General features: G+C 35.1%; 20 protein-coding genes. 12 read left to right on the top strand and 8 right to left on the bottom strand.

Translation table 11 applies throughout. The annotated features are described in order from the left end of the window. Positions 1 to 37: 37 nt before the first annotated feature. The 5 genes from QWY91_RS02690 (at position 38) to QWY91_RS02670 (ending at position 4,956) form a co-directional block, all read left to right on the top strand. Positions 38 to 1,051 (top strand): AAA family ATPase, encoded by a 1,014-nt coding sequence (locus QWY91_RS02690; RefSeq protein WP_290231455.1) that lies wholly within the window; start codon positions 38 to 40, stop codon positions 1,049 to 1,051. Positions 1,052 to 1,053: 2 nt separating this feature from the next. Then, positions 1,054 to 2,382, top strand: a complete 1,329-nt coding sequence (locus tag QWY91_RS02685; RefSeq protein WP_290237052.1) for a DUF58 domain-containing protein — start codon at positions 1,054 to 1,056, stop codon at positions 2,380 to 2,382. A 226-nt stretch (positions 2,383 to 2,608) separates the two neighbouring features. Beyond that, positions 2,609 to 3,163: a hypothetical protein gene (locus tag QWY91_RS02680; RefSeq protein ID WP_290231452.1), complete on the top strand. Its 555-nt coding sequence runs from the start codon at positions 2,609 to 2,611 to the stop codon at positions 3,161 to 3,163. Positions 3,164 to 3,396: 233 nt separating this feature from the next. Beyond that, positions 3,397 to 3,822 (top strand): DUF2141 domain-containing protein, encoded by a 426-nt coding sequence (locus QWY91_RS02675; protein WP_290231450.1) that lies wholly within the window; start codon positions 3,397 to 3,399, stop codon positions 3,820 to 3,822. 171 nt (positions 3,823 to 3,993) lie between these two features. Beyond that, a complete protein-coding gene (locus QWY91_RS02670; protein WP_290231448.1) occupies positions 3,994 to 4,956 on the top strand; it encodes a LysR family transcriptional regulator in 963 nt (320 codons plus the stop codon). Between the two features lie 62 nt (positions 4,957 to 5,018). Here QWY91_RS02670 and QWY91_RS02665 read toward each other — a convergent pair whose 3' ends face one another. The 3 genes from QWY91_RS02665 to QWY91_RS02655 all read right to left on the bottom strand — a co-directional run bounded on the left by QWY91_RS02665 (position 5,019) and on the right by QWY91_RS02655 (position 6,680). Then, the gene (locus tag QWY91_RS02665) at positions 5,019 to 5,216 is read right to left on the bottom strand and encodes a hypothetical protein (RefSeq protein ID WP_290231446.1); all 198 of its coding nucleotides are present in this window, start codon (positions 5,214 to 5,216) and stop codon (positions 5,019 to 5,021) included. Positions 5,217 to 5,343: 127 nt separating this feature from the next. Next, the gene (locus QWY91_RS02660) at positions 5,344 to 6,144 is read right to left on the bottom strand and encodes a TIGR00266 family protein (RefSeq protein ID WP_290231444.1); all 801 of its coding nucleotides are present in this window, start codon (positions 6,142 to 6,144) and stop codon (positions 5,344 to 5,346) included. Positions 6,145 to 6,218: 74 nt separating this feature from the next. Then, positions 6,219 to 6,680, bottom strand: coding sequence for a DUF4442 domain-containing protein (locus QWY91_RS02655; RefSeq protein WP_290231442.1), 462 nt, complete (start codon positions 6,678 to 6,680; stop codon positions 6,219 to 6,221). Between the two features lie 270 nt (positions 6,681 to 6,950). Between QWY91_RS02655 and QWY91_RS02650 the strand changes: the two genes are divergently transcribed. The 6 genes from QWY91_RS02650 (at position 6,951) to QWY91_RS02625 (ending at position 11,116) form a co-directional block, all read left to right on the top strand. Continuing rightward, positions 6,951 to 7,445: a DUF4870 domain-containing protein gene (locus tag QWY91_RS02650; RefSeq protein ID WP_290231440.1), complete on the top strand. Its 495-nt coding sequence runs from the start codon at positions 6,951 to 6,953 to the stop codon at positions 7,443 to 7,445. A 5-nt stretch (positions 7,446 to 7,450) separates the two neighbouring features. Next, the gene (locus QWY91_RS02645) at positions 7,451 to 7,846 is read left to right on the top strand and encodes a hypothetical protein (protein ID WP_290231438.1); all 396 of its coding nucleotides are present in this window, start codon (positions 7,451 to 7,453) and stop codon (positions 7,844 to 7,846) included. 70 nt (positions 7,847 to 7,916) lie between these two features. Beyond that, positions 7,917 to 8,261, top strand: coding sequence for a PadR family transcriptional regulator (locus tag QWY91_RS02640; RefSeq protein WP_290231436.1), 345 nt, complete (start codon positions 7,917 to 7,919; stop codon positions 8,259 to 8,261). Beyond that, positions 8,254 to 9,984: a PspC domain-containing protein gene (locus QWY91_RS02635; RefSeq protein WP_290231434.1), complete on the top strand. Its 1,731-nt coding sequence runs from the start codon at positions 8,254 to 8,256 to the stop codon at positions 9,982 to 9,984. Before QWY91_RS02640 ends, QWY91_RS02635 begins: the two co-directional genes overlap by 8 nt. 34 nt (positions 9,985 to 10,018) lie before the next feature. Further along, a complete protein-coding gene (locus tag QWY91_RS02630) occupies positions 10,019 to 10,174 on the top strand; it encodes a hypothetical protein (RefSeq protein ID WP_290231432.1) in 156 nt (51 codons plus the stop codon). A gap of 123 nt (positions 10,175 to 10,297) precedes the next feature. Then, positions 10,298 to 11,116 (top strand): GIN domain-containing protein, encoded by an 819-nt coding sequence (locus QWY91_RS02625; protein WP_290231430.1) that lies wholly within the window; start codon positions 10,298 to 10,300, stop codon positions 11,114 to 11,116. Between the two features lie 77 nt (positions 11,117 to 11,193). On the opposite strand, the gene trxB is transcribed toward QWY91_RS02625, so the two are convergent. After that, positions 11,194 to 12,174 (bottom strand): thioredoxin-disulfide reductase, encoded by a 981-nt coding sequence (trxB, locus tag QWY91_RS02620; RefSeq protein ID WP_290231428.1) that lies wholly within the window; start codon positions 12,172 to 12,174, stop codon positions 11,194 to 11,196. 185 nt (positions 12,175 to 12,359) lie between these two features. Here trxB and QWY91_RS02615 point away from each other — a divergent pair, with 185 nt between their 5' ends. Continuing rightward, complete coding sequence (locus QWY91_RS02615; protein WP_290231426.1) at positions 12,360 to 12,989, top strand: trimeric intracellular cation channel family protein; 630 nt, start codon at positions 12,360 to 12,362, stop codon at positions 12,987 to 12,989. A 136-nt stretch (positions 12,990 to 13,125) separates the two neighbouring features. Here the strand turns inward: QWY91_RS02615 and QWY91_RS02610 are convergent, their stop codons facing one another. The 4 genes from QWY91_RS02610 to QWY91_RS02595 all read right to left on the bottom strand — a co-directional run bounded on the left by QWY91_RS02610 (position 13,126) and on the right by QWY91_RS02595 (position 16,992). Further along, the gene (locus QWY91_RS02610) at positions 13,126 to 13,539 is read right to left on the bottom strand and encodes a YeeE/YedE family protein (protein ID WP_290231424.1); all 414 of its coding nucleotides are present in this window, start codon (positions 13,537 to 13,539) and stop codon (positions 13,126 to 13,128) included. Positions 13,540 to 13,542: 3 nt separating this feature from the next. Beyond that, positions 13,543 to 14,103, bottom strand: coding sequence for a YeeE/YedE family protein (locus tag QWY91_RS02605; RefSeq protein WP_290231422.1), 561 nt, complete (start codon positions 14,101 to 14,103; stop codon positions 13,543 to 13,545). 202 nt (positions 14,104 to 14,305) lie between these two features. After that, positions 14,306 to 15,205, bottom strand: a complete 900-nt coding sequence (locus QWY91_RS02600; protein ID WP_290231420.1) for an NAD(P)-dependent oxidoreductase — start codon at positions 15,203 to 15,205, stop codon at positions 14,306 to 14,308. 242 nt (positions 15,206 to 15,447) lie between these two features. Further along, positions 15,448 to 16,992, bottom strand: a complete 1,545-nt coding sequence (locus QWY91_RS02595; protein ID WP_290231418.1) for an acyl-CoA carboxylase subunit beta — start codon at positions 16,990 to 16,992, stop codon at positions 15,448 to 15,450. Between the last annotated feature and the right edge of the window lie 131 nt (positions 16,993 to 17,123).

Below are 17,123 nucleotides of genomic sequence, written 5' to 3'. Positions count from 1 at the left end.
GAAAATATAACTTCGAAAGAAGAAAAATAGAAACCCAATGGAAGAACAAAATATACAACCAGAAAACGAAGCAACTAACGAACTGAATTTTGATAATCGAATTCCGCTGGAAGACTTAAAAAATTCAGTCGAAGATTTAAAATCTCAGCTTTCGCAAATTATCGTAGGCCAAACCGAATTTGTAGAATTGCTTATTGTAGGTTTACTTTCTAATGGCCACGTTTTGATAGAAGGTGTTCCCGGTGTTGCTAAAACGATAACAGCAAAACTTTTTGCGAAATGCCTGCAAACCGATTTTAGTAGAATTCAGTTTACACCAGATTTGATGCCGAGTGATGTTTTGGGAACTTCGGTGTTAAATATGCAAAGCTCTAATTTCGAATTTAAACCAGGTCCCGTTTTTTCTAATATCGTGCTTATCGATGAGATTAACCGTGCCCCTGCAAAAACACAGGCTGCGTTATTTGAAGTAATGGAAGAACGCCAGGTAACTATCGATGGAGCCTGCCATTCTTTGCAAGATCCTTTTATGGTTTTGGCTACGCAAAATCCGGTAGAACAAGAAGGAACCTATGCACTACCGGAAGCACAATTGGATCGTTTTCTTTTTAAAATTGAAGTCGATTATCCAAAATTAGAAGAAGAAATTGAAATTCTTAAAGGTCACAACGGAAGAAAAGGCCAAAAGCCGGAAAGCAGCATCACCCCTATTCTTTCTCCTGAAAAATTAAAGGAATTGAAAATGCAGATTTTCGATATTAAAATTGAAGAAAAGCTATTGCATTATATTGCCGAGATTGTAAGTAAAACGCGCCAGCATGCGCATCTCTATTTAGGTGCTTCACCAAGAGCTTCGATTGCGATTATGAATGCAGCTAAAGCTTTCGCAGCCATTAATGGACGTGATTTTGTAATTCCGGAAGATATTAAGAAATCACTAAATCCAGTTTTAGGACATCGTATTATCCTTTCGCCAGATCGTGAGATGGAAGGCATGAAAACCAAAGATGTGATTCAAATGATTAGCCAATCTGTAGAAATTCCGCGATAGTGATTAAATTTCTTAAATCCTTATACTTAACAAAGCGTTTCTTTTACGCGATTGCTGCGATTGCCGTACTTTTACTATTTTCGTTTTGGATTCCTGCGATCTATCCGGTCATTTGGGTGATATTTGTAATTTTAAGCATTGCTTTATTATTTGATATTATAGCTTTATTTCAAGGAAAGGGTTTAACTGCAAAACGAATTTTACCAGAGAAATTCAGTAATTCTGATGCGAATTCAATTAAAATTCAGATTAAAAATGCGTATTCTTTTAAGGTTTTTGCTGAAGTTATTGACGAGCTTCCAATTCAGTTTCAAAAAAGAGATTTTTTATATACTTCCGAAGTAAAACCTACTAAAAACTTCGAATTTGAACATGAAGTTACCCCTTTAGCGCGTGGCGAATATATCTTCGGAAAACTAAATATCTACGCACAAACCATTCTGAAATTAGCCAAAATCAGACAGGTTTTTGATGCTGAACAAATGGTGAAAGTTTATCCGTCGTTTATTCAGATGAAGAAGCTTGATTTCCTGGCGATTGATAATAGAATTTCGCAATCCGGACTCAAAAAAATACGCCGACTTGGGCATACGATGGAGTTCGAGCAGATTAAGGAATATGTTAATGGAGACGATGTAAGAACTATAAATTGGAAAGCCACCGCGAAACATCGAAATTTGATGGTTAATCAATTTCAAGATGAAAAAGCGCAGCCGGTTTATTCAGTAATCGATACCGGTAGAGTGATGAAAATGCCTTTTGAAGGTCTTAGTTTGCTAGATTATGCGATTAATAGTAGTCTGGCTTTTTCGAATATAGCCCTACGGAAGAAAGATAAAACGGGATTAATTAGTTTCTCTTCTAAAGTTGAAAAAATACTGAAAGATTCCTCGAGGATGAGTCAGTTGCAGCGCATTATGGAAAGTCTTTATAATGTGAATACCGATTTTAAGGAATCTGATTTTGGAAGTTTATACGCCGGTATTAATCGGTTTATTACGCATCGCAGCTTATTAATGCTCTACACTAATTTTGAGCATCCATCGGCCTTAGAACGACAACTACCATATTTAAAAGCGATAAATAAACGCCATGTTTTAGTGGTTGTTTTCTTTGAAAATACCGAAATCACTAAATTGCTTCACTCCTACCCCGAAAATCTTAGCGAAAGCGCACATCAGGGAATCGCTGAAGAATTTAGCCAGAATAAAGTGAAAATGGCTAAAGAACTTCAACGAAATGGTATCCAAACCGTACTTACAAAACCCAAAGAATTAAGCGTAAATACCATCAATAAATATCTTGAGATTAAAGCGCGAGGTTTGATTTAGAGACTGCATTTGATCGTTTGAAGTTTAAAAATTCAGTTCAACAGAAATTTGTATGCTAATTTCAACTTTGAATGCCGAAAATGGCTTTTTTAGTATGGAAGGAATTAAAAATTCCTAGATTATTATAAAACTGAAATTAGTAATATTCCACCTAAAATTGATTAATTTTAATTAGAAGTCAGAGATCTTAAATTAGCTGAAATCTGAACAGCCATAATCTTGTCGCATGGAAGAAATAAAAATTCTATTTTTCATATTGGCATCCTTTTTTGGAAGGGAAGATGGCCGGATTGCTGCTGAAAAAACTACCGTTACCATAAATCCTGAAAAGAAAACCATAGAAATTATTCAAGAAGATCTATTTGCGGTTATTCAATCACAAGAAGACAGTATAACCGTTTTGAGACAATGGGAAGAACTTATTTCTTATCAAGAAAATACACCGAAATGGTCCAAAGAATTGGCTACTCTTCCTTCTAAAAAATTTGATTTAAAATCTATCAAAAATGAAATCCAACCTCATTTGATTTTAAACTATTCACAGGAAGAAGATTTACGTCCTCTGGGAATCTGGTACAATAAAGAAAAGAATCAATTTACAATAAATAATATTTTAAAGGATTATATAAAAACCGACGATGGCAAGCTAGAAGGAAACTACTGGGTTTTTGAGGGGAATCGTACGTTTAGTTTTACCATAGAACCTTTTCTGGATACGCACAGCAGCTATGAAAACTACAAAATGCCTTTAAAAGATATAATTGACGATCAAGGTCTGTAATATTAGAATTAAACTTTAACTTTTCAATTCTAATTTTCGATGCCTCGAATATTGGTCGACTTCGATAAAACTTCATATTACAAGCTTTTCAACCCTCTTTAAGTTTTATTCTCTTATTCAATAAAAGAAAAAACAGTTCAGTAGTGAAATTCTACAACTCGGTCATCTGTTTTATTCTGCGCTTCATATTTCAGGTAAGTTTACTGTGTTCAATTAAATAAAACCAATTAGATATGAAGACTTTAGCAATTATTTTCGCATTACTTATTACAGGAATCTCTTCTGCTCAGGAAAGTAAAACAGCCAAAACCGGATCTATTTCCGTAGAAATTCTAAACGTAACCAGCGATGATGGAAAGATCATGTACGCCATTTACACTAAAGACAGTTTTATGAAAAAGCCCAATTACTCTAAAAGTGCAACGATCGAAGATGGCAAATCTATGATTACTTTTGATGATGTTCCTGAAGGCGAATACGCTGTGATTTGCTTCCATGACAAAAATGATAATGATAAAATGGATTTTGAGTCTAACGGAATGCCAAAAGAAGATTATGGCATTTCTAATAATAAATTAAATCCCTACGGCCCTCCAACCTGGGAAGAAGGAAAATTCACTTTCGACGGTACGGAGAAAGAATTAAATATTCGACTATAAAAACCGCGACGATAGAACTCCTCCCATAATTAGTTTGCACTAGTTATGGGATTTCGTCATAGATAAACTTTAGCTTTTATAGATTACTAATAGAAAAAACTAATATATTTGTAAGAAGACATTCGAGATTGAAAATCTCGAGTTATTAGTATAAAATATTTCATTTCGATTATGACGATTACACAGTTACATTACGTTTTGGCCGTTGCTGAACATAAAAATTTCACCAGAGCTGCTCAAAAGGTATTTGTTACCCAGCCCACTTTAAGTATGCAAATACAGAAACTGGAAGAAGAGTTAGATATTCTAATCTTTGATAGAAGCAAAAAACCTATTGAGCTTACTGAAACTGGGAAGAAAATTGTGACTCAGGCTCGGAATATAGTAAATGAAAGTGATCGAATTCAGGATATTGTAGATCAGCAAAAAGGATTTATTGGTGGTGCATTTAGGCTGGGAATAATCCCAACGGTAATGCCTACTTTACTACCAATGTTTATTAATAACTTCATTAAAAAATACCCAAAAGTTAAGCTTCAAATTGAAGAATTACATACTGAAGCTATTATAGAAAAACTTAAAGAAGGACATCTTGATGCTGCAATTGCAGCTACTCCGCTAAGTATTGATGGCATTAAAGAGAACGTTTTATATTATGAGCCTTTTGTAGGTTATATTCCGCCAAGCCATCGATTACATAAAGATCATAAAATTGATGTAGGCGATTTAGATATCGATGATATTCTTTTATTGCAGGACGGCCATTGCTTTAAAGACGGCATTATTAATTTATGTAAAACGGTAAAATCTACAGAAGCTGAACATTTTAGATTACAAAGCGGAAGCTTTGAAACCTTGATCAAATTAGCTAACGAAGGCTTAGGTATGACGTTGTTGCCTTATCTACACACTATGGATCTCCCAGATAAGGATAAGAGTAATTTGCGAATGTTTAAAGATCCCGTACCGGCTAGAGAAGTCAGCTTGATTTACAATCGTAGCGAGCTAAAAATGCAAATTATCGATGCGATGCGCAAGGTAATAGGATCTGTAGTGAAAGGCGCAATCGCCTTCCAAAACGTAGAAATTATAAGTCCTACACAACAAAAGAAAAAGAAAGAAATACAATATTAAAGTTATACTTACTTAAAAAAAGAAAAAGCGGCTAAAAGCCGCTTTTTTAATTTTTTATCATTTTACGAATTTAAATAGATTAAGCATTGATTTAGTTCTGGATTCTGTTTTGTAAGTGCTTCCAACCAAATTTTAAGTTCCTCAACTTCATGAGGTAATAATCTCGAAATCGCTTTTTGAACTTCTTTACAGAATAAATTAGCATCAAAACTCACCTTATCTAAGATGATTTTGGTGTAATCAAACATCGCTCTCGCCATAATTTGACAATTTTAAAAATACATAGTTAATTAAGAAAATGTAATTTTTTCTATAGGCTGTATAAATTGTATGTTTAAATATACTAAAAATCAATGTTTCATTTATAATTAAACATTTTTTTAACATTTAAAATCTGTTGTCTCCGCTAATAATATCACCTAAACCTCCCAAGATGTTTCCTTCACCTTTATCTTTGCCCCCAGCCTGCGGCGCTGCTTGTAACACTCTGTTGGCTAATCGACTAAAAGGCAAGGACTGAATATAAACCACTCCGGGTCCTGTTAGGGTCGCAAAAAATAATCCTTCGCCGCCAAAAATGGTATTACGAATGCCACCTACAAATTCTATATCGTAATTTATAGTTTGTGTAAACCCAATAATACAACCGGTATCAACTTTTAAAGTTTCGCCCATGGCCAATTCTTTTCTAGCCATTGTTCCGCCGGCATGCACAAATGCCATCCCGTCGCCTTCTACTTTTTGCATAATAAAACCTTCTCCTCCAAAAAATCCTCTTCCCAGTTTTCGGCTAAATTCAATACCGATCGAAACTCCTTTGGCAGCGCATAGAAAAGCATCTTTTTGACAGATAAATTTACCGCCAAATTGTGTAAGATCGATTGGAATAATCTTCCCTGGATATGGCGAAGCAAAACTAATTTTCTTTTTCCCCTGTCCTATATTAGAAAAAATAGTCATAAACAAACTTTCGCCGGTGAGCAATCGCTTACCTGCACCTAAAACCTTTCCTAAAAAACCTTCATCCTGACTGCTGCCATCACCAAATATGGTATCCATTTTAATACCATTATCCATCATCATGAAATTTCCAGCTTCAGCAATTGCAGCTTCCTGAGGATCTAACTCTAGCTCTACATACTGCATTTCTTCTCCAAAAATTTCGTAATCTATTTCGTGCGCATTCATATTGTAAGTTTTAGCGGTTGTATTTATTAGAAGTGAAAATGAGCAAAATGTTACAACATTTTATATCAGAATAATTATTTTTTTGTTTTCAGCTTAACCGTCCATTCGAATTCGAAAGTAGATACTTCAACTCCATTTTCATTGGTTCCTATAGATTTCATCCAAAAAGTTTGTCCTGCTCCTGTCTTTAAAGTTTCCTGAATTGCCTTATCGATTAATTCACCATCAGCACATTTAAATTGAATTTTTCCGGTTGCCTTTTTAGTAAAAACCGATTTATTCTGTGCCACCAACATCGATATTGGTTCTTTTTGAGCTCTAATCTTTGCGATCACTAAAGCACCGGTACTTAATTCTGCTGCCATCGCTTGCACGGCAAAATACATACTTCTAAAAGGATTTTGATTAATCCACTTATGGGTTACTCCAACACTGCAATCAGTTTCAGAAATAGCTTTAACCCTTACACCACATAGCCATGCGCTGGGTAATTTCAGCATTAAAAATTGATTGAGCTTCTTTGGGCTTATCTTCATAATAGTAATTATTTCTTCTAAAGATATCTAATTTAATCCAAAAGCATACGTGAGCTTCAATCTTAATTATTTGTTAAATTTTAGTACTATGCTTTGCAAAATACCTTCTTTTAACCATATATTTGTATTAGCAATTAATCGGTATAGTACTTTTAAAATACAAATACTTAGAAACATCAATCAAAATTTATCCTTCATCAGGAAATTAAAACCGGACTTAAAAGCATCAATAACCATCAATTTTGAGTCCGGTTTATTAAAAAATCAATTATGGAATCATCAGCAATCAAAAAACAAGATCAAACACTTTCCACAATTATCCACTTGTCGGTTTTCTCTAAATTATTTATTCCTTTTGGGAATTTTATCCTTCCTTTAATTATCTGGCTGGTAAACAAAGAGAAAAGATTTGTAGATCATCATGGGCGTAACGCAGTTAATTTTCAGCTAAGCTTAATCCTATATTATCTCGTTATTGCATGCCTACTCATTATTGCAATACTTATTTTAGGTGCCAGAATTCCAATAGAATTTTTAGAATTTAATGAATACAATATTAGGATTGATACGATAGATAATGAGCAGGTTCTTCCTTTGCTAGTCATGCTTATTACCGGCGGTTTCTTTCTTTTTGGACTGATAGTTTTTGAACTCTATGCAGTAATTAGCGCCGCAAAAAATGCTAGTGAAGGTAAAGAATTTAAGTTTCCGCTATGCATCAATTTTATCAAAGAAGATAGTACCGAAAACCAACCATTAAAATAATCATCATGAAAAAACTACTAAGCTTCAGCCTAATACTAATGTTATTCTTAAACATTTCTTGCGTTAAAATTAAAAATGAAGTTGCCGATACCGAGAATTATAAACTAGACGGAAATTGGGAATTGTACGATGGAGAAAATGCAATAAAAAATATTGTATTCAATAACAACAAAGTAATTCTGAAGAAAAACAGCGAAACGATTAATGGCAAACTAACCTTAACCACGACCAGTTCCTCTTCAGTAGATTTAATAGTTTATACCAAAACCACTACTAAGAATATTCCCACCATCGAATATTTTAAAAATGGTAAAAAAATTAAAATTCCAATTCAATACGAAAGTATAGACGATGAGGCCTTTATAACCCTAAATGATGTAGTCTATCAAAAAGTAAATTAGTCATCAATTTTATCACACATAATCATCAATCAAAAAATGAACATTTTAACAACATTCAAAATCAAGCGCTATGAAGATAGAGAACACCAAAGCACAAATGCGTAAAGGTGTACTGGAGTATTGTATACTTTCGGTTTTAAGAGATGAAGATGCTTACGTAGCTGAAATCTTAGACACCTTAAAAGATGCCAAATTACTGGTGGTTGAAGGAACGATATATCCTTTATTAACCCGACTTAAAAATGCAGGTTTACTCTCCTATCGTTGGGAAGAATCTACTAGCGGACCACCAAGAAAATATTATGGATTAACCGAAACTGGCAGACTGTTCTTAACCGAACTTTCCTCGACCTGGGATGAGCTGCAAACCGCAGTAAACATTGTAACTACTCAAAAAAAGAAAAATCATGAATAAGACGATAAATATAAATCTTGCGGGCATGTTCTTTCACATCGACGAGGATGCCTTTAACAAACTTCAGCACTATCTGGACGCCATCAAACGATCATTTACCGATAAGCAGGGTCGTGACGAAATAATTATGGATATCGAAGCCCGGGTTGCAGAACTTTTTACTGAAAAAAGAGCAAATAAAAGTCAGGTAATCAGCTTAAAAGATGTAGACGAAGTAATCGCAATTATGGGGCAACCTGAAGATTACATGGTCGATGAAGATATTTTTGAAGACGAGCCAGAACAACCGTATACAAAATCAAGCAAAAAAACGTCTAATAAGGCATTATACCGCGACACCGAAAATAGTTATGTAGGCGGCGTAAGCAGTGGTTTAGGACATTATTTAGAAATTGAAGCTATCTGGATTCGATTAATTTGGGTGGTACTTACAGTAGCTTCAAGTGGTGTTTTCCTATTTGTCTATATCGCTTTCTGGATTTTTACTCCGGAAGCTAAAACTACTGCCGAAAAACTTTCGATGCGTGGTGAAGATGTTACTATTTCTAATATTGAAAAAAAAATCAGAGAAGGATTTGATAATGTTTCAGAAAAAGTAAAAAATGTAGACTATCAAAAATATGGTAATCGAGCAAAAGCAGGTGCAGGAACAGCTGCAACCGCTTTTGGATCTATAGTTAATATAATACTTAAAGTTATCGTAGCATTTGTAGGCATCGTGATATTGTTAACTGCCGGCTCTGGATTGATCGCTCTATTTATTAGTCTGTTTACCTTTGGAACATTCGGTGTTATAGAAGCACCTTGGAACGATGAACTGATGATGCATATTTCAGGAACTTCCATTTGGGTAGGTGCGATATTTAGCTTTTTTGCTGCTGGTGTTCCTTTGTTCTTTCTATTTATTTTAGGATTAAAAATTTTAGTCAAAAACCTAAAATCTATTGGAGTTACAGCCAAATTGGTGCTTCTGGGCTTATGGATTCTTTCAGTGATAGGATTAGCCGTAATTGGTGTAAAAGAAGCCACCAGTAGAGCTTTTGATGAAGAAGCGATGGAAACTTATGTGATTCCTACTAAAGCGCAGGATACCTTAATAGTTGAAATGAGAAACAACACGCAATATTCGTCTAATTTTGGTTGGTCTTCTAACGACTTTGAATTGAAGTATGACGAGAACGACAATAAAGTATTGTATAACGAGGATATTGGTCTTGTAATTCGATCTACTAAAGACTCTGTTGCAAAATTAGAAATCATTAAATCTGCTGAAGGTAGTAGTGTTTTAGATGCTAAAAAGCGAGCCGAAAACATCGAATATCATTTCGAATTTTCTAAAAACACGCTCTACCTCGATAGCTACTTTCTGGTAAAAGAAGATCTAAAAGCCAGAGATCAGGAGATTGATCTTGTGCTATGGCTGCCAGAGCAAAGTTTTTTAATGGTAGATGCTAATACAGAACAATACCATAGAAATAGTTATTCATCTTACGATATTTTACAAAACGGACAGGAAGGCTATACCTTGCGTGTAGAAAACAACAATTCGATATGCTTAGATTGTCCTGTTGAAGTTATTGAAGATGAAGATGTTTTTGATACTGAAGAAAATATAGATGAAGACGACAACTTTTCTGATGACGATAGTGAGCTTAAGGAAGATGAATTCGACACTTCTGATGATTTCGATGCTCCGGTTCCAGACAAGGAAGAGATGAATTAAATTCAATTAACCATCAATCAAAAAACAACCAATTATGATTAGTCTTTTAAATTTCATCATCAGTATTATTCTCTTTGCGCTTTCATCGTACATAGAGATGGCAAAACAAAAAGAAAAAATCATTGATATTTCGAATAAAATCGAGTGTAATTATCAGGAAAACGAGCTTGAAGATAACCATCCAGATTAGAAAATAAAGCCTCAATGTTGAGGCTTTATTTTTGGTTAAAGTAGATTTCGTACTTTAGTTTCCAATACATTCAATTTTGTGGCGTTCTTTTTGATAAATGCTAGTTGAATTAAATAATTAACTATGAAAAAAAGTCTTAGTCTTTTCCTATTATTTGTAAGTATAGCAGCGCAAGCCCAAGTGGTTGGGAATCGAAATGTGATTAATAAGAAGAGAAATCTTGATAATTTTACTGAAGTTAATATCACTGGCGACTTCGAAGTAACTATAGTTCGTGGAAATTCAGCTTTAGCCGAAGTTGAAGCCGATGAAAATCTACACGATCTTATTCGTACAGATGTGGTAGATGGTAAGCTTTATATTAAACCAGCTAAAAGAATAAAACGTTCTAAACGACAAGAAATTAAACTTGAATTCCCTGAAACGATTACAAAAATTAAACTTGAAGAAGATGCAGAATTAGACGCTTCTAAGGGCCTAGTACTTTCTGATCTGGAAGTTGAAACTTCAGGAAAATCTAAACTTTATTTAACGGTAGAGCTTTCTAATTTCAAACTAAACAATAGCGAAGATGCAACTGTGGAATTAAATGTAAAGGCTAAAGAAGCTTATTTTCAGTTGAATGGAAGTAGCAAGATAAAAGCTCTTGTAAACTCATCTTCATTCAAAATAGATAGTTATGAGCGCGCCGATGCTGCTGTTGAAGGTACGGTTGAAGATTTTCAATTAAGAACAGAACATACCAGTACTTTTGAAGGTGAAAACCTTACTGCTACCAATGCAAAAGTTATTGCTGAAGGTCGCTCTAAAAATGAAATATCGGTTACCGAAAATCTAACAATTACTGCAAAAGATCGTAGTGAAACCACGATTTTTAATTCTCCAAAAATAGAAATAGAAACCTTTGCAGGAGAAGCAGTTTTAAAAAAGGCTGAATTTTAACGAATGTCAAATACTATAAAATAAAAAACGCCGGAAAAATTTCCGGCGTTTTTTATTTATTTTCAATTAGTTACTTATTATGCAGTAACTTCTTTTTCCTCTTCTTCTGTAGTTTCAATTTCAGCGATATAACGCTCAGCATCCATCGCAGCCATACATCCGGTACCAGCAGCTGTAATTGCTTGTCGATATTCTTTATCCTGCACATCTCCTGAAGCAAATACTCCTGGAATATTTGTTTTGGTCGATTTCCCCTGAGTAATCAAGTATCCTGTCTCGTCCATATCCAAATGTCCTTTAAACACATCTGTATTTGGTTTATGACCAATTGCGATAAATAAACCAGTGATCTCGATTTCTTCTTTTTCCCCGGTTTGATTGTTTATCATTCTTAAACCATCAACAACCTGCTCTCCTATTACTTCGTCTACTTCAGTATTATAACGAACTTCAAGGTTTTTAGTATTGTTTACACGATGTTGCATAGCTTTAGATGCTTTCATTTCGTCTTTTCTCACCAACATGGTCACTTTTCTACAAATATTAGCTAGATAAGTTGCTTCTTCCGCAGCAGTATCTCCGCCACCAACAATCGCAACATCCTGATTTTTGTAGAAAAATCCATCACATACAGCACAGGCTGAAACTCCGCCTCCTCTTAATTTCTGCTCACTAGGCAAGCCTAAGTATTTTGCTGTAGCTCCGGTAGAAATAATTATAGTTTCGGCTTCTACCCACTTCGAGTTATCGATACAAGCTTTATGCATTCCTCCTACTTCTTTACTAAAAGCGACTTCAGTAACCATTCCCATTCTAACTTCGGTACCAAAGCGTTCTGCTTGCTTTTGCAAATCCATCATCATAGCAGGACCATCGATTCCCTCAGGGTATCCCGGAAAATTATCAACTTCGGTAGTTGTTGTTAATTGCCCACCAGGTTCCATACCGGTATACATTATCGGTTTTAAATCTGCTCTGGCTGCATAAATGGCTGCAGTATATCCCGCAGGCCCAGATCCTATTATTAAACACTTGATTTTTTCGATAGTCTCGCTCATATGTTGATTAATTCTTATTCTTAATTTCAGATTGTAAAAATAGTAACTTCATTTAAAAACTTATGGCAAATCGTATATAGATTTACTATACGTCTATAATTACATCACATTGGTCTGTCTTACTGATCTATAATTACTTACTTCTATTCTGCAAATTTAAAACAATAAAATTACCTTTGCCAATTATGGAGTGGAGCCTATTTAACATCCTAGATATTTTGGGTACGGCAGCTTTTGCTATTTCTGGAGCATTATCTGCGATGAATCGTAGGCTAGATCTTTTTGGGATTTTTATTATTGCTTTTGTAACCGCCATTGGCGGAGGAACTCTGCGTGATGTTTTAATTGGCAATACCCCGGTAACCTGGATGGAAAATACTTTTTACATCTATTTAATTAGTGGTGTTACCGCTATGGCTCTGATTTTCAGAAACTACTTAAATCACCTTAAACGATCTTTATTTTTATTCGATACGATAGGTCTTGGCGTTTTTACCATAACCGGAGTGGAAATTGGTATACGGAATGAACTTGACCCTATAATTTCTATAGCGCTGGGCGGAATGACAGGAGCTTTTGGTGGTGTAATTCGGGATATATTATGTAACGAAATTCCCGTGATTTTTAGAAAAGAAGAAATTTATGCCACTGCCTGTTTAGTTGGCGGACTCATTTTCGTGATTATGGACAATCAAAATATCAATACTGATATTACTTACTTAGTGACCTCGCTAACCGTAATTATTTTAAGATTGCTGGCTGTAAAATATCATATCACCCTCCCCGACTTTTATCCTGAAAAAGAGCAAAAATAAATTGTAAGTTTGGTTGAAGAATCCGTAAAATCTTCAATTAAAAATTCATCTTCAAAACTTCAAATTTCAACTAAACAAAAACAGCAAATTAGCTGTAGGGAACTAATTGCTGCGATAAATCATATTGGTATAATTCCTAATGTGGTAATTTCTTCCGAAGTAATCCGTACAAAAATGTTCCTAACATAGCACCAGCAAAAACCACAATTATAGGTAAATATCCTGCTCCCAGCAATACATAAATGGGTCCCGGACATGCTCCTGCTAATCCCCAACCTAAACCAAAGATGATTCCGCCAAACATATAGCGACTAAAACTTTTATCCTTCGGAACAAAGCGAATTGGCTGACCATAAAATGATTTCAAGTTCTTGCGTTTTATAATTTGTATCCCGATAATGCCTAAAATTAAAGCAGAACCAATAATACCGTACATGTGGAACGACTGAAACTTAAACATCTCGTAGATTCTGAACCATGATGCCGCTTCAGACTTAAACATCACTATCCCGAAGAATATTCCTATCACTAAATATGCTAACTGTTTCATTTTTTAAAAAATTAAAGGATAGATAAAATGAATCATAACCAAACCTCCAATAAAAAAGCCAATCACCGCAATTAACGAAGGCAACTGTAAGTTACTTAAGCCAGAAATGGCATGTCCTGAAGTACAACCACCTGCATATCTCGCTCCGAAACCAATTAAAATTCCACCGACTAAAAGCAGTACTAAAGTCTTAGGTTCAGAAAAAACCGCGGTAGAAAATAATTCAGTTGGTAAATAGGCGTTGCCAGCACTTTCAAAACCAAGATTGTTTAAATCTAGAATAGTTTCTTCGGAAATTGCTACACTTGCGCTCTCTGCATTCAAATAAAAATTAGCGATAAAACCACCAATAATAGCACCTAACAAGACAAGTAAATTCCATTGTTGGGATTTCCAGTCGAAATTAAAAAAGTCTGCTCTTTTATCGGCACCACACATACTGCATAAGGTTCGCAAGTTGGAAGACATTCCAAACTGGCGTCCCATAAAAATCAGTAAAAACATTGTGAGCGCAATTAGTGGTCCTGAAACATACCACGGCCAGGGTTCTAAAATGCAGTTCATAATTTTATTTTGTACAAATAAACCGTAAAATAAGAAAACTGCTTGTAACAAGAGTTACATTAATGCTTTAACGTAAATTATTGCAAACAATATTCTCGCTATTCCGAACTTACTCCAAAATCTCATCATCAGTCGAAAAAAAATCCAATGAAAAACCCTGAATCATCTTCAGGGTCACACGAGTTCATTATAACTGATCACCTTATTCCTGAAGGTATTCTTTAAAATTATTCAGTACTTTCTCTGATAATCGCTCTTGAGTTTTTTGAGTCCACCCAGCACTTTTCTTTCCAATGATCACATTCTTCATTTGCCGTACATCTTCTGGCATATCTTTTTTGGCGTCGCCATCAAAGATTCCAAAATTACCAGAAGATTTTATCCAATCTCGAAAAGCATCTAAATCGAAAGGAAGTCCGAGGGAAGTATTTATTAGTATTTTTCCTTCCCCGAAGGTATCAAAATGTTCCTTTTGAAGTATCTCTACGTTTTTAGGCAAATGAATTGAAATGATCTCTACGGTTTCCAAAAGTTCTTCTAACTCTAGATACTGAAGTCCTTTCTGCTCATATTGAGGCTTTTTGCTTCTGCTGTAATAATACAAATCGGCACCAAATGGCAAAAGACAGTCTGCCAATAATTGTCCGGTTACACCTAAGCCTATAATTCCTATTTTACGATCGGTAAGTTCCTGCGGAATCTCCTGCCATTGCTTTCCTGCATAACCGTGAATAAGCATGATTAATTCTGAAATCACAAATTCGGCCACTCCGGGGTCGCCATAATCAAAAATGCCGGTTACCGTAATTCCTTTTTCGCGGGCATAATTTACCGCAACATTGGCTGAAGCATCGTCAAAAAGACTACAGCACATTCCAATATATTTCAGATTTGGACATTCTTTTATAATTTCTTCGGTGATCTGCGTTTTCCACGAAACAAAAATCACCTCTGCGTCTCCAATTCTTTTTAAAATTTCCTCGTTACTTTCCGGGAAATCATCAGGGTGGATAACTTCTTCTTCAGAATATTGCTGAAGCTCAGCAATAGCTTCATTATTCATCTTTGTATAATCGACACAAGCGATTTTATTGAATTTCATCTATATTTTTTGGAAACTTAAGAAAAAACTGAAGAAAACCATAGTTTACGGTTAACAGTTTACAGTAAACAGTCGTTTCGTAATGATGGGATAAAGAAACTTATTCTCAAATTTATGTTTCGGTCTAGTGTAAAAAAGGAATTGTTTAATTAATAATCTCGCTTCCTGAATTCAGAATTAAAAATCTAATTTCTAAAATCTAACAGCGAAGCGATCTAAAATCTCAAATCTAGTGTCTACATCTACAAAGGAATATTCCCATGTTTGCGATCTGGTCTTAGTACTGTTTTATTTTCCAGCATACTGAAGGCTTTCAGTAATTTTCTTCGAGTGTGTTTAGGCATAATCACTTCATCTATAAATCCGCGCTGTGCCGCTTCAAAAGGATTTGCAAACTTCTCGGAATATTCAGCTTCTTTTTCAGCTAATTTTTTTTCAGGATCATTAGCTTCTTTTATTTCTTTTCTGAAGATAATTTCACTCGCTCCTTTCGCCCCCATCACAGCAATTTCAGCACTAGGCCAGGCAAAATTCATATCTGCACCAATATGCTTACTATTCATTACATCGTAGGCGCCTCCATACGCTTTTCGGGTAATCACAGTAACTTTGGGTACGGTCGCTTCACTAAGTGCATAGAGCAGTTTAGCGCCATTCAGGATAATCCCATTCCATTCCTGATCGGTTCCCGGTAAAAATCCGGGTACATCGACTAAAACTAAAAGCGGAATATTAAAACAATCGCAAAAACGGGTAAATCTGGCTGCTTTTTTAGAACTGTCTACATCCAAAACTCCAGCTAAACTCATAGGTTGATTGGCTACAATACCAACACTTCTACCGCCCAATCTTGCAAAGCCAACGATAATATTATCGGCGTAATTTTTATGTATCTCAAAGAATGAATCTTTATCAATAATTCCATCGATCACCAAATGCATATCGTAAGGCTTATTAGAACTATCAGGAATAATTTGCTCCAGTTTTTCTCGAATTTCATCTTGAGATTCAAAAGCTAACTTTGCAGGATTCTCAGTATTATTTTGAGGCATATAGCTTATCAGCTTTTTGATATCCTCTAAACAACTAATATCATTAGTAGCTGTTAAATGGGTTACGCCAGATTTTGTAGAATGCGTGCTAGCGCCACCCAATTCTTCTGAACTTACATTTTCATTGGTTACGGTTTTTACCACATTTGGACCGGTAACAAACATATAACTGGTATCTTCTACCATAATCGTAAAATCTGTCATTGCGGGCGAATAAACAGCACCACCAGCGCAAGGTCCCATAATTGCTGAGATCTGCGGAATTACACCCGATGCTTTTACATTTCTATGAAAAATATCAGCATAGCCGCCAAGAGATTTAACTCCTTCCTGAATTCGCGCACCACCAGAGTCATTTAAGCCAATCATTGGCACCCCGACTTTTACCGCAAGATCCATGACTTTGCAAATCTTTTCTGCATGAGTTTCTGATAATGCACCACCAAAAACCGTAAAATCCTGAGCAAAAATATAAACCAAACGACCATCGATCGTACCATAACCGGTGATTACGCCATCGCCATAAAACTTTTGATCTTCCATTCCAAAATCAGTTGTACGATGAGTTACCAAAATCCCGATTTCTTCAAAAGAACCTTCATCCAATAAATAAGCTATACGTTCTCTAGCAGTGAGCTTTTTCTTTTCATGTTGCTTTGCGATTCGCTTCTCACCACCACCCAGATGAGCTTCTTCTATTTTTTGGTTTAATTTCTCTATATTTTTCTTACTCATGGGTTTTAATTTTTAGCTGTCAGCTTTAAGCTTTAAGCTCTGCTTTCGCTTTTAAATTTAAATTGATCTTGGTTTAAGATTTCTCCGTTTCACTTTGTTTCAGTCGAAATGACAATACTCTGCTACTCAAT

It is taken from the genome of Zunongwangia endophytica (genome assembly GCF_030409505.1).
GTDB classification, from domain to species: domain Bacteria; phylum Bacteroidota; class Bacteroidia; order Flavobacteriales; family Flavobacteriaceae; genus Zunongwangia; species Zunongwangia endophytica.
This window is presented reverse-complemented; position numbering and strand designations above follow the sequence as displayed.